General features: G+C 47.6%; 11 protein-coding genes. 4 read left to right on the top strand and 7 right to left on the bottom strand.

All coding sequences use genetic code 11. From position 1 onward, the window contains the following. Positions 1-90: 90 nt before the first annotated feature. Entirely contained in the window at positions 91-1614 is a 1524-nt protein-coding gene (locus LX98_RS01880; protein WP_496427285.1) for a sigma 54-interacting transcriptional regulator, read from the bottom strand. A gap of 261 nt (positions 1615-1875) precedes the next feature. Here LX98_RS01880 and LX98_RS01875 point away from each other — a divergent pair, with 261 nt between their 5' ends. Continuing rightward, complete coding sequence (locus tag LX98_RS01875) at positions 1876-2616, top strand: FAD-binding oxidoreductase (protein ID WP_496427284.1); 741 nt, start codon at positions 1876-1878, stop codon at positions 2614-2616. A gap of 431 nt (positions 2617-3047) precedes the next feature. Here LX98_RS01875 and LX98_RS01870 read toward each other — a convergent pair whose 3' ends face one another. From LX98_RS01870 to LX98_RS01860, 3 genes are all read right to left on the bottom strand, one after another. Next, positions 3048-4583 (bottom strand): sigma 54-interacting transcriptional regulator, encoded by a 1536-nt coding sequence (locus LX98_RS01870; protein WP_496427283.1) that lies wholly within the window; start codon positions 4581-4583, stop codon positions 3048-3050. A gap of 730 nt (positions 4584-5313) precedes the next feature. After that, positions 5314-5685 (bottom strand): hypothetical protein, encoded by a 372-nt coding sequence (locus tag LX98_RS01865; protein WP_496427282.1) that lies wholly within the window; start codon positions 5683-5685, stop codon positions 5314-5316. Between the two features lie 702 nt (positions 5686-6387). Beyond that, positions 6388-6759: a hypothetical protein gene (locus tag LX98_RS01860; RefSeq protein ID WP_496427281.1), complete on the bottom strand. Its 372-nt coding sequence runs from the start codon at positions 6757-6759 to the stop codon at positions 6388-6390. A gap of 342 nt (positions 6760-7101) precedes the next feature. On the opposite strand from LX98_RS01860, the gene LX98_RS01855 reads away from it, so the two are divergent. After that, on the top strand, positions 7102-7257 hold the full coding sequence (locus LX98_RS01855; protein ID WP_496427280.1) for a hypothetical protein: 156 nt from the start codon (positions 7102-7104) through the stop codon (positions 7255-7257). Between the two features lie 92 nt (positions 7258-7349). Here the strand turns inward: LX98_RS01855 and LX98_RS01850 are convergent, their stop codons facing one another. Both LX98_RS01850 and LX98_RS01845 read right to left on the bottom strand, forming a co-directional pair. After that, entirely contained in the window at positions 7350-9293 is a 1944-nt protein-coding gene (locus LX98_RS01850) for a sigma 54-interacting transcriptional regulator (protein ID WP_496427279.1), read from the bottom strand. 733 nt (positions 9294-10026) lie between these two features. Next, a complete protein-coding gene (locus LX98_RS01845) occupies positions 10027-10323 on the bottom strand; it encodes a response regulator (protein ID WP_496427278.1) in 297 nt (98 codons plus the stop codon). 421 nt (positions 10324-10744) lie between these two features. On the opposite strand from LX98_RS01845, the gene LX98_RS01840 reads away from it, so the two are divergent. Further along, positions 10745-11488 (top strand): ATP-binding cassette domain-containing protein, encoded by a 744-nt coding sequence (locus LX98_RS01840; RefSeq protein ID WP_496427277.1) that lies wholly within the window; start codon positions 10745-10747, stop codon positions 11486-11488. Between the two features lie 16 nt (positions 11489-11504). Continuing rightward, positions 11505-13100 (top strand): glycine betaine ABC transporter substrate-binding protein, encoded by a 1596-nt coding sequence (locus tag LX98_RS01835; protein ID WP_496427276.1) that lies wholly within the window; start codon positions 11505-11507, stop codon positions 13098-13100. A gap of 235 nt (positions 13101-13335) precedes the next feature. Here the strand turns inward: LX98_RS01835 and LX98_RS01830 are convergent, their stop codons facing one another. After that, positions 13336-13905: a hypothetical protein gene (locus LX98_RS01830; protein WP_496427275.1), complete on the bottom strand. Its 570-nt coding sequence runs from the start codon at positions 13903-13905 to the stop codon at positions 13336-13338. Between the last annotated feature and the right edge of the window lie 88 nt (positions 13906-13993).

Raw genomic sequence — 13993 nt, 5'->3', positions numbered from 1 at the left:
TCATACCACCACCCACCGTGGTTTCAGCATCTGGGATGTCAGAGAAAAGAGTGAGACCAGGTAGAAAGAAAGATGGTGAAGTTGAACACTTTACGGTCGAGTCGGGCGTTGAAGCCCTAATTTTTTGATCCGGCTCCTGAGCGTGCTAGGTGCCAATCCAAGTTGTTCCGCCGCGCCACCCTCTCCCTCAATTTGCCAATTGCTGGAGGCCAGCGTCTGAAGAATATGTTGCCGTTCAAAATCAACTAAACCAGCTGGAGCCTTTGATTCATGCGAGGCATTCTGAAGAATCAAAAGCCGTTCATCGATACGCAGAATCTTTTGGTGTGAGAGAATCACCGCCCGTTCAATAACATTTTCCAGTTCTCGAATATTGCCCGGCCAGGAATACCGGATAAGCCGCTGCAGAGAATCCGGTTCAATGGTTTCGCAGGGCCGTTTGAGTTTCATAGCATAGTGCTCCAGAAAATGCTGTGCGAGTTCCGGAACATCTTCCGGCCGGGCACGGAGGGGAGGGATGGTAATCGGAAACACATGAAGTCGATAGAAAAGGTCAGCACGAAACCGACCTTGTTCAATGGCTGATGGCAGATCGGCATTTGTTGAGGCCATCAACCGAATATCCACCGGGATAGACTGTTTCCCACCCACACGATCAACCATCCCGTCCTGGATTACTCGTAATAATTTCGCTTGGGTCTCCATAGGAATTTCCCCGATTTCGTCTAACAACAAGGTCCCGCCATGGGCTAACTCAAAACGCCCCTCACGCCTGGAATCGGCTCCAGTAAACGCTCCTTTTTCGTGACCAAATAATTCGCTTTCGACTAATCCTGCCGGAAGAGCCGCACAATTGACCCTAATGAACGGTTTGTTCGCTCGCATGCTCCAATCATGAATGGCTTGGGCGAGGAGTTCCTTCCCGGTTCCCGTTTCCCCCGTGATCAGGACAGTCGCCGTCGTAGGAGCGACCTCGCGGGCAAGTACCAATACATGCTGAAAAACCTGACTTCGTCCTACCATGGCCCCGAAGTGTTTTGTCAGCTTGAGTTCCTCGACCAGATAGATGTTTTCTCGTGCCAACTGCTGACGCAGCAGATTAATTTCCTCATAGGCCTGTACATGATCAATTGCATAGGCAATTTGCATTGCCACTTGGGATAAAAACTCAATCGCATCTGGATCCGGGTTTCCCGCATCAACGCTCCCAAGGTTCAACACCCCCACACACTTTCCTCTGACCAGCAGCGGAAGGTTAATCATGCGTCCTAGCCCTTCTTCCACATACCATTGATCTTCCAGAAAGACCTGCTCGTGTTTGAGATCAGGACGGACATGTAATGTCTTGTGATCATATACCCACCCCATTGCACTCCCAACACGCGGTATCACGGTATCACCTTGGACCACCACCCTCGCTAAATGAGTCGTCACAACGTAAAATTGAAACCCATCAGACTTACGGTCATATAAAGTCACACTGACCCGGGCCCAGGGCATGACCTGTTCAATCTGCTCGATAATGGCCTGCCAGAGACTATTGGTATCCCGTTGTGAATTAAGCACAATCGCGACGTTTAGTAGGGCCCGGTAATTTCTCTCAATTCGTTCCACAGTCCTTCAATCCTTTCTTGCGACAGATTCAAGCATAGAACCAAATGACCTGTCTAATAAGAGAAATGTGCTTGAACTTAATCGAAATCTGAGAAGGCAGTACGATTATTTTATGTTTAAGTCGTGAAGAAAAATGGATTCGTTTTAATCGGAAAATGAAAACCATGAGCCAACAATTGACTCAACCCCGTATCAAAACGCTAGGATAATATGAGTTCGGAGTCACCTCATAACGTATGTCACCATCAAGAAGCGATCTCAATGGGAAAACTCACCAAGCCTTCCAGTTATCACGTGGCATTGAGAAAGCGTCAGGAAATCGCCAAGGGTACAATGTCGTTCTATTTTGATCGACCGGCTGGATTCACCTTTACAGCTGGGCAGTTTATCGATCTGTCATTACCAAATCTTTCCACATCCGATCCAGAAGGCCAAACACGGGCCCTGACCCTTGCCAGCGCTCCTTCCGAACAACAGCTCATGGTCGCCACCCGTCTTCGGGACACCCCCTTTAAACGCATGTTGGCAGAAATGCCTCTTGGAACGACAATTGACCTTGAAGGTCCATTCGGACAATTCACGCTACCGTCTGACGATTCCCGAACGGTGGTTCTTCTCGCAGGAGGAGTCGGGATTACACCGTTCCGAAGTATGCTGGTCGAAACCGCTCATCACAAATTCTCACATCAATTCATTCTTTTGTATTCAAATCGGCATCCCGAAGATGCCGCTTTTCTTGATGAACTGCAAACCCTCCAACAAAAGCATACGCATTTTACGTGTATTGGAACGATGACGAGCCCAAACGGAGGCACGGAAACCTGGGAAGGTGAAACCGGCCGGATAGACCATGTCATGCTTCGAAAATATGTCAAAGAGGTAAAAGCGGCTCTGTATTATGTTGTGGGACCCCCTGGAATGGTTGGTGGATTACGAAAGATGCTTGAGTCTATCGACATTCCAAAGACCAATATTCGCTCTGAAGAATTTGTGGGCTATTGAAAATTTCATGAAGATTGGATTGGCTCGTTAAACCGTTGAGGATAGAAACTACCCGGACTTCCGACTGAACAGTCATATATATGCCAATAAAACAGATTGCAGCATTGACCGGAAAAACTGCGTAGATTCTGTATGGCCTTTTGTCGCATCCGGAACCCTCTGGAGCTGTGGAAGGAAAACCGTTTACGTGGGTTTCCTCCCTGAATAATCCTCCTGTTGGGATGACCTGTTAATAGCATGATGGCAAGAAAGCATATCAGTGAAGCAGGGGGACGGCACAAAGATCCTGATCTTAGCCGTTCGTATGTTCACAAGTCAGTCGAGGTAGGTTTCGATTGGGAGGACAAAGACGGGCGCACGGCCTATTTCAAATTGTTACCTCCGGACTAACCGGCTTCTCATCTCGATCACACAGCCCACTATTGAGTGTCTTAATCAGAATGCCGCTTAATCCCGAATTTTTTCAATCGGCTTCTCAGGGTGCTGGGATGTAATCCCAGATGCTTGGCCGCCCCTAATGGTCCATCAATTCTCCATTCACACGCAGCTAAAGCTTGTAGTATTCGAGTGCGCTCCACGTCTTTCAATTGAGTGGGCGGCATGGCATCCATGTCGTTTGCCGGTGACTGCAACAAAGAATCCTCCACATGCATGACGGACGATTGGCAAAGAATCATGGCTCGTTCAATCACATTTTTCAGTTCCCGTACGTTACCCGGCCATGGATACTGAACCAGCATTTCCATTGAACGATCATCGATTTCCTGACAGTTTCGTCTAAACTGCAACCGGTTTTTCTCCATGAAATGTCGCACCAGAAGGGGAATATCATGCAGACGTTCCCGGAGAGGTGGCACAACAATCGGAAAGACATGCAGTCGGTAATATAAGTCGGAACGAAAACGCCCTTCGGCAATCGCCTTGCTTAAATCGCTATTGGTGGCGGCAATGATTCGCACATCGACGGCTTTCCCCTCGATACTGCCTACTCGTTCCACGATACCATCTTGTAAAACCCTCAGGAGTTTTGCCTGCGCTTCAATCGGCATCTCCCCGATTTCATCAAGAAACAAGGTGCCACCATTGGCTAATTCAAATTTGCCGGGTCTTCCATTCTCTGCACCGGTAAACGCGCCTTTTTCATGGCCGAAGAGCTCACTTTCCACCAGACCTGAAGGCAACGCCGCACAATTGACTCGAACAAACGGCTTTAAATTGCGTGGGCTCAACTCATGAAGTAATCGCGCCAATAGTTCTTTTCCCGTTCCCGTTTCACCCATAATGAGAACCGAGGTGGTGGTTGGGGCAACGGCTTGGGCCAAGTCCAGCACATTCTTAAACTTTTGACTATTTCCAACCATCGCTCCAAAATCGTACGTAACTTTAATTTCTTCTAGAAGATAGGCATTTTCACGGGTGAGCTGTTCCTTCAGGTGGTTGATCTGTTCATAGGCCCGCACATGATCAATGGCAAAAGCAATTTGAGTCGCCACTTGGCGTAAAAATAAGACATTTTCCGGATCAGGATCCCCGGATTCCACACTGCCGATATTCAAAGATCCGATGCAATTACCCCCAACTATCATGGGAATATTGATCATTCTTCCCAGACCCTCTTCGTGATAAAACGCATCTTCTAAAAACACGGGATGTTGTTGTAAATGGGGACGTATATGAAGACGCCGGTGATTATACACCCATCCCATTGCACTGCCTTCTCGAGGAATGATGGCATCACATTTCAACTTCACCAACGGCATACTCGTTTCCACCGCGTAAAACCGGAAAGCATCTATGTCAGAATGATACAGCGTAATACCCGCGCGTTCCCAAGAGATCACCTTTTTAATGTGTCCCGTAATGGCTTTCCACAGATCTTCTGTATTCCGTTGGGAATTTAAGATGTTCGTGACTTCCAACAAGGTTTGATAGAAGTAACGGGAAAGGTGATCGGTTGAGTGATTCATATCGACTATCATGAAGCCCTCACATTGAAATAATGAGTACCAAGGATCGTAACCTTAAATGAAACTTTCGAACCAGAAACAGTTTTCATGGGCAAAAATATTACGCATAAATTTCTATAAAGGCAGCAATTACTGAGCCATTAATTGCTTTTGTTGTGGTGTACAAATATCTATTTTCCTTGTCAAAATTGTCAAGTCACTTGAGCTAATAATCATAAAAATATGTGTTATTTTTCAATAGGTTAATAAGGCAAACCACCACCTCTTCCATGGTGTCATCCAGGTCACGCAATCAATCGTTTATTTAAGTAAACATTATTAAAAAAACTTCATTTTTATTTTTCGCAATAGAGCGAAAACGAACGTAGATGCCTGTGCTCAATCGCACAGCAATTTACCGCAGGTAGCTCCATACCTTTGGTCTTTTATTTTAACTTGTATAGGCTATAGGCATTGCTTTGGATAAGGATCCCCGGAAGGGCCCTTCTTCATATGCGGAAGAAGCGATTTGGCTCATTCATTTTGTATCAGGGATGAAAGGTCTGTCGCTCCACATGGAGATCAAAAAGGCTTAGAAAAAGAAAAAGCCTGACGCATAACGTCAGGCGCAAGAAAACTCGTGGGATATTTTATTCTTGTCCATGGAAGGGTGGTACTGAACCTACTACCCCCTTCCATGGACCACCAACAGGCATTTATTAATATTTTAACTATATCATTCAGGGATCCTCTACTCCGTCAGCTTAGCTTGATCAGCTTGCCTTATATGCCACGCGATCTTCTCATTCAGAAGATTCGTATTTCCTTTTAAGGTGGAGGATATGTGCTTCAAGGCATTTCTATGAAACCCCTTCGGATCAAAGTGTGGCTTGCTCTCAAAATGGGCTATGCGCTTATCAATATCCTGAACACGGCTTTCCAGGGACTGGATTTCCCCTTCTGAATCTTTTGCCGCAGACATATGATCTTGAATTGACCAACCCTGGGTCTCCATTCTCCAGGCTGAGTTCTGTTCATGACCATTATCATTAGCCAAAACAAATTGGGGAAGTCCTAGAAGGATCCCCACAAGAAAAGCTGAAATAAATAGTTTGTTATTCATAACTTCCTCCTTCCAGTATTTATCAGTTCTGAAAACACCGTAGGTCTGGCACTGCTCATGTTGACGTTGCTTTCATCCCCACAACCTATCCAAATATCTATCCAATTTATATGCCAACATAATTTATATTAAATTTTCTTTTAAATTCAACGCTTTAACACCTTATATATAATAAAGTTATGTAACTATTGTAACATGTAAATGTTACAATAGTGATCCATTAAGTTACATTGTGTTACACTCTTGCTTGTCATGACTTCGGAAGTTTTTACCTGGTTTGATAACCAGGATGCCCTGGATAATATGAAGTTGGAACCGGCTGTAGAAGATGCCACCCAGGCCATGAGCAGTATTCGGGTGGAACGATAAAAAAAGCGAAGGTCCTGCCACTGCTTTGCCAACTCATTAAGCTCCTAATTCGAGCATTGGACCCCATGGCTGAGAAAGTTGGCTTTCCTGTTTCTGAAAGGCAAACTTAGCGAAAACACTCCTGCGAGGATTAGGAAAAAACCGACGTAAAAGGCAGACCTGCGCCCTAAAATGAGCCCACAAAACCGGTGAGCCCAACGGCATGCTTGAGTTCGGTAAGGGAATTTCCCACACTGGCTCGGTGACGAATAGTCGACCTATATCGACGGAAGGGTTATTCATATACTATACCGGTGGCCGGCAATCCTGCTCCCTCTTACCTGGAGAGCTCCACTACTCCTTCAGCTTGGCTTGGTCGGCCTGCCGATAATGCCAGGCAATCTTTTCATTCAGAAGTTTCTCTTGCTCTTCCAATGTGCTGGAAAGAAGCTTTAATGAGCTTCTGGTAAACCCCTTCGGATCAAAGTATGGCTTTTCATCCAACTTGCTTATGCGTTTATCCAATTGCTGAATGCGGTCCTCTAAGGACTGGACTTCCTCTTCTTCAGAATACGCAGCAGCCATATGGTCTTGAATGGACCAACCCTGGGTTTCCAGATTCCATTCAGAGACCTGTTCTTTCGTAATCTCACCAGCCAAAGCAAATTCTGGAATGCCTAGGAGTACCCATAAGAGGAAAAATAACATCAATATTTTGTGATTCATGGCTTCCTCCCTGCTGACTGCTTCAAAAAAGAATCCATATGATTCAGTCACAACCCTTTCAACTCCTATTCATATCTATCCAATTTATAGGCCAACAGTCTTTAGGCAGTACTTACCTTTAATTTCAACGGTTTAATATTTGTGACATAAAGTAAACGTGCTGAACTGTTACATAACAATGAACAAAGGTGTAATGAGTTGATACATTATGTAACACGTCAGCCTGTCATGGATTCAGTTGTGTTTTTTGTTTATTTTGGATACTGAACGACACCTAACTCTACGATGGAAGAAGCGGGATATTTGTAACTGTTCTAAAGGAATAGAGGGAAAAAAGAAGGAATGTGTGAAAATCGCGCAAGCACGCAGACAAGAGACTTCTTGGCCGCGCTCGGCTATCAACTTGGACGTTCCGCCATCCAGGTGATTGCGGCCCGGTCCATGGAAAGCCATGCCTTGGCCTGCCGGGGTGACGGGTTAGAGGCCGGACCTTTCTGAAATCTCCTTCACCCTGATTCGCCCAGGCTTGATAACGGCAAATTGCCTATGGAGTTGGAGGATGCATTATGCAACGGTCTCACCAAAAAACTTCACATGGAAGACGTTTTACGGCGAGCAGGAATTCCGAGGCGTGACATGCGACGATACAACGTGAGGCGTGCGATCCCAAGCAACTTTGCGGCAGCTGAACGGTTCCCTCCCGTCTGCTTCAATGCAGCGAGAAGCTTCTCCTTATCATCATCATGGCTTGAAGTGATGTCTTCAGAGGGTGCCGTTTGAAGACTTTCGTCCTGATTAAGCACCTCTGGCGGTAAATCTTGAGGTTGAATAATCGTCTGAGGACATCGAATGACGGCGAATTCAATGGCATGCTTGAGTTCGCGAACGTTTCCAGGCCATGCATAGGCCATCAACAGCCGGAGCGCTTCATTACTCACGGCCTCAACGGGCCTTCCTGTTGTGGCCCGATATTGGCTCAGAAAGTGGCTGATTAACAATGGGATATCTTCCCGTCGTTCCCGCAGCGCAGGCAATAACACTCTTCCGACCCGAATCCGATACAACAGGTCAGCCCGGAAGGTTCCCGCACTGACATCATTGGCAAGATTATGATGGGTGGCCGCAAGCACACGAACATTCACTTTCCGAAGCCGAGATTCCCCCAGACGGGTAATTTCCCATTCTTGCAGAACCCGAAGCAGACTGGTTTGGACGGTGAGCGGAATATCCCCGATTTCATCCAGAAACAAGGTTCCTCCTTCAGCGGCTTCGATCAATCCCTGCTGATCTGATACGGCGCCTGTGAAGGCCCCACGTTTATGGCCAAATAATTGACTGGCGACCAGTGATTCGGTTAACCCCGCACAATTCACCGCAATAAAAGGAAATTCATTGCGGTGGCTGGCTTGGTGAATGGCACGAGCGACCAGTTCCTTGCCTGTTCCGGTCTCTCCCTCAATAAGAATGGTGGAATCCACACGTGAAAAATCCTGAATCTGCTGGAAAACTAATTGCATGGAATGACTGGCGCCAATAAGATCCTGATATTTGCCGGTCTCTCCCAATAATTGACGAAGGGTCTGCACCTCCGAGGCATCGTACAAGAAAAACATTTTCCGTTCCGGATCTCGTGGATCATCTCTGACATCCACATTGATCCAACGGGTGCACTCCCCGCCAACCTCAGACATGCGCACTAAGACCTCCTGCCGTTCACCAGGAGAACGATTCACCATGTCCTCTATTTGAGCATGATAGGAAGGATCGCTAAACAACGCTTGCCAGGACTCACCTGAATGAGGAAAGTTTGATTTCCCGCATAACTGTTGGGCCGCCTGACTCAGAAAGGTCACCTTTCCATCTCTGTCGGTCAGGGCAGTCCCAATATGCAATTGATTTAAAATAGCAATGAGATCATCGTGATTCCGCTGGATCTTCGCAATTAAGTCCTCTAATTTCTCTTCGGCTTCTTTCCGTTGTGCCACTTCTCGCGACAGTAATCGATTGGCCGTCGTCAGGTCGGATGTTCTGTCCAGCACCCGCTGCTCCAGCACATCATGCGCCTCACGAAGGGCAGCTTGGGTCCGCTTCCGATCCAACTGCAGCCGGATCATCTCTCCTAGTGAGTGCAATAAATTTCGCTCTTCTTGCAGGAAGGGGCCCTCCACTTCCGTCGGGCGTTCCTCCAAATACACGACTTCAATTTCACCCGTCGTTCCATCTCGGCAAACAAACTCCTCCCGCTGGGTCCACGGGGATACCACAAAATTAGGGGTCGTAATTTCCAGATGACCAAACCGAATCCGACCGGCTGTGACTTCCGGGTATTGCCAGGAGGGCGGAATAAGATCGGCAATGCGTTGAAGTAATTCTTGAGTCGATAAATCTTCGTTGTGAAACAATTGCGTGGTGGAATGGAGTGCGGTCAGTTCCTTCACGCGTTCCTGGAGATCGTGCAAAGTCCGCTTCAATTCCTGATCCGAATCTTTCAATACGTGACTCTCGGTAGATGACAAGGAACCTTTGTCTTCCATGATGGCTTCCTATGGCACTTTAAAATAAGACACGCTCCCCAACGACCTGGCGTAGCGCTCTAAGGTCTTCGGGACACTCCTTCGCATCGAACCACTGAATGGGACTAATCGATCTCTGTCAAAGGTTTCAGCCCAATCAATTGCATGCGGGACACTGCACGCCCCATTCGCATTATCCCAGCACAAGAATGTGTGATATGTCCTGGCCATTCAATCTCCTCATTCACAGTGATCTTCTCACCTCACAGAGTGCCTCGTCACCCGTGTTGTGATGAATCCCCTCCCAATACTCCACATGATAAAACCAATTGTGAGACGTAGTAACCCATTCTACCTGAACCGAGACAATGGAGTGACCAGGCTTCTCGATATTGTTGGTGTCCTTTTACAATTGCTCAGGGTTATGCCTCAGTTGGATTTGGCTCAATAAGGCAACAGATGGAGGTTGACCAAAACATCCATTACCCTCATAACGAATATTGGCATGAAATTTAATTTAATCAGAAAAATGGAACATGCACATAATGGGAAATGGATGACCAATGTCCGGTTGTGGTGTTTCCCTCGTCGGGCATACCTCACCCATATGCCTGTTTGGCAAGGATAGTTTCACACTCCAATTTCAAGCAAAAAATTAGGAAAGAAGGAGGATTTCAAGAAGAGGACACATTAGGAGCAGGATTCACGACCGAGAATGCAAAGTTTTATTTTCCAGGATGAAAGGGATACGCCTTTAATGATGGGTCTCTTGTTTGCGATGTACGACTTCCCGAATCATTTTCAAAATCTTGATCAAAAAGCTTTGAGAGGACGGCCAATGCCCCGGCATGGATCGCGCTCTCATTCGCACAGAATCTGTAAGGTTTCCTGTAAGCATCATAGCAAAAGGACAACTAACCGCCGCACTTGAAATGACGTCAAGGAATTCGCATCCGTCCATATGTGGCATCTGGAAATCTGTGATGATGAAATCAATCGATTTTTCCTGAAAAAATTTGAAAGCAGCAATTCCATCCGTTGCCTCTAGCAACGAAAGCCGTCTCGTTCTAGGGCCATGCGGAGTATTATGCGACAATCAACACTGTCCTCGACAACCAGGGTAGAAACAAGATGTAAATATTCAAAATTTATCATAAATTTCTCCATATATTTCAGCACTTCATTCCCAAGCCAGAAGATCACGTCATCATAATAAAAACCCGGGCGTTGGCGGACAGGCAAGCATGAGCGATAACCCATTGGCTCCCCTTCTTCACCTTTCTCTCCAAATTCATAGAAGAATTTCCAAAGCCAGCATGCCATCCGGCGTTGATAACGAGGCTAGTCTCTCCGGTTGAACCCTGTTATCCTGGCCACAGGTCACAAGTAATTCTCCAGACGTTCATCACCACGATGACGCATCACCACACCATTTGGATCCTCTTTTCTTTGTCTATAAGGACCTCACCCACATGAACCCGTGGGCATTGGAAATCCAACATGTCAGCAAGCAATTCCCGGATGGTACCTATGCCCTTCAAAACATTGAATGGGGTGTGAAAGAGGGGGAAACCATGGCGCTGATTGGTGAGAGCGGCTCAGGAAAAACCACTTTTTTGCGTCTTCTGAATCGGCTGATAGAACCAACGACCGGTACCGTCGTCATTCAAGGCGAGCCCGCCTCTGCACAGGATCCCATTCAACTTCGTCGACGCCTGGGGTATGTCCCACAAGATGGCGGGCTTTTCCCTCACTGGACCATCAAGCAAAATGTCTGCCTCGTTCCTCATTTATTGGGATGGACACAGGAACAGCAACTCGAACGAGTCGACCTGCTCTTACCTCTCATGAACCTGAATCCCTCGCAAATTGCTGAACGCTACCCCATTGAACTCTCAGGGGGACAGCGGCAACGCGTGGCCGTGGCACGTGCCCTGGCAGCCGATCAGCCCATCGTCCTGCTCGACGAACCATTTGGCGCGTTAGATCCGCTCACCCGCCATGACCTGCAGGACCAATTTCTCTCTCTTCAAGCCCGATTGCAGAAAACCATGGTCCTGGTGACCCATGACATGTCAGAAGCCTTTAGGCTAGGTGACCGGATTACCATCCTCAAAGAAGGATGCATTCAGCAAGTCGGGACTCCTCACGAAATTCTTCATTCACCGGCCACGCCCTATGTTCATTTGCTCGTTCAGCATTATCACGCTCATTGAGGTTAACAGGAAGGAGATGAACACCGATCGGATCAGACAACGCACTGGAAGGACCTCTAAAGGAATCGTGGTCGGACTTTTTGGATTGCTCCATTTTCTTTCTCTGCCGGTTTGGGCCTCTGACACCATTGTGGTGGGATCCAAGAATTTTATGGAAAGCCGGCTCTTAGCGGAAATGTTCGCTCAACTCATTGAGGCCCGTACGGAATTAACCGTCACGCGTCGCCTCGGACTCGCCGGTACTCAAGTCTGTTTTGAGGCTTTAAAAACCGGAGGGATTGATCTTTATCCCGAATATACAGGAACAGGGCTCGTCACCATTCTGGGTGAGCCGCCGATGCACGATCGAGTATCTGTTTTGAACCGCGTTCGCACAGAGTTTCTTCACCGATGGGATATTTGGTGGCTGGCACCGCTGGGATTTGAGAATTCTTATGCGCTAGCCCTTCGCCGCGATCGAGCGCAAACCTTAGAACTCCGAACGATTTCTGATCTTGTGCGTGTCGCCCCTCACATGAAAGCCGGATTTGGGTATGAATTTATCCAGAGAGAAGATGGATTGGCGGGGTTAAAAAAAACCTACGGGTTACAGTTTCAGGAAGTGATTGGCATGCAACAAACCTTGAAATATCAAGCCACAGATAAGGGAGAGGTTGACCTCTTAGATGTCTACACTACAGACGGACGCTTAGCCGTGTATGACTTTGTCGTCCTGAAAGATGATCGTCAGTTCTTCCCACCGTATGAGGCCGCAGCACTCGTTCGAGGAGAAATTCTCAAACGCCATCCGGAATTGGGACGGGTAATCAGTTTGCTCACCAATGGCATAGACCAAACACGCATGCGTGAATTAAATCTCCGGATTCAGGAACAGGGAGAACCGGTTCCCCAAGTAGCGCATAGCGCCTTACGGGCACTCGATCTTGTGGCCGACAATCATGTCCAACCGGGCGCCGGAACGGAATCTTCCGATTCCATTTTGTCCTACATGTGGACCAAACGTTCTAATCTGGCCCTGCGCACAGGAGAACATCTTGGGCTTTCCGGACTAGGGTTGTTCCTGGGAATACTTGTCGCCATTCCATTGGGACTGGCTCTCGAACGGTGGCGAAAAGGAGCGGAAGCGATCATCCGAATAATCGGCATGTTGCAAACGATTCCATCCATCGCACTTCTGGCCTTTATGATTCCGATATTTGGCGTGGGAGCGCTCCCCGCCATCATGGCCTTATGGATGTATTCGTTATTCCCTATTCTTCGAAATACCTATTCGGGGTTGCGAGACGCAGCTCCAAATGTCGTGGAAACCGGGCGAGCCCTTGGCATGACGGAATACCAAATTCTCCGCACTATTCGCCTTCCACTGGCCGCACCGACCATTATGGCGGGCATTCGGACCTCTGCCATTTGGACCGTCGGGACTGCCACACTGGCCGCTTTTATCGGTTCCGGGGGTTTGGGTGTCCCCATTGTGGCAGGGCTCCAGCTGGCGGACGTCAATTTGATATTATCCGGCGCCCTCCCCGCAACAGTGTTGGCCCTGTCGGTCGATGGCCTTTTGAGTCGAGTAGAACAATGGGCCCGCCCACGCGGCCTGGAACCGGCTCGATAATCCCTCGAAAACCCTCAAATTCCAGCTCGTATAATTTTTCGGCCCATGGCCTAGGAATCCCCGCGGCCATAACCATTTAAGAAAGATATTCGAGCTTTCAAAGATCCAGCTTTTTTCCGCAAAAAGCCTTAGCCGAACATGGATCAGGCTGACCCAAGACTGAGGAGACTCGCCTACAGTCGGAGACGACCGAAAGATTGATTTCCCTCAGAACGTCACGCCAGCATCACAGTTTTTACCTTAGAAGGCCATCTATTCGAGCATCCTCCCAAAACATTTTGGATGTTAGCCACAAACTTTGCAGAAGGTCATCATTCACGCTGTGCAGAGGATGCATCTGAACGTGCCAATTACCAGCCATGAACGGCGTCACAAAAACAGCAGCAGCCCATATAAACATTTTTCCCGATATTTGATATTGGTACCGCTTTTTCAGTTTAGCATCGATAAATAGCTCGTACGTGATGCGATACCCGAGCGAACTGTCATAAAAAGGAATGAGCCATCCGGTGAAGGAAGTTAATATACTCCATGCTTCAACCATTGCAGGCATCTCAGCTTCTTCCAACCGAAGAGAGCAGAACACTCCAGTCTCCTGCGGAACCCTTGTTACTTTAAAGAGGCTAGATTCGTTCTTGCCGTCTATTTTCTTCTTCAATGCGTCGAAAACCATATGAGGTGGTGGTAGGAGACGTCTTGAGAAGGAAGGACCTTCGTACTGATATTCCGGGATATACAAACTAATTTGGGGTGATTGAGGAGGTTTATCGAGAGCAGCATATTGAATCCACCCAGGAGCAGGCATTTCCCAGCTTTGAGTTATACACGATGACAGCAAGAGGCTAGTCGCAATAGTTATGCTGACGAGGAGAAGGAATTGCCGGTTCATTGCT

The organism is Nitrospira marina, from assembly GCF_059568365.1.
Note: the sequence above shows the minus strand (reverse complement) of the source record. Positions and strands in the feature narration are given on the sequence as shown.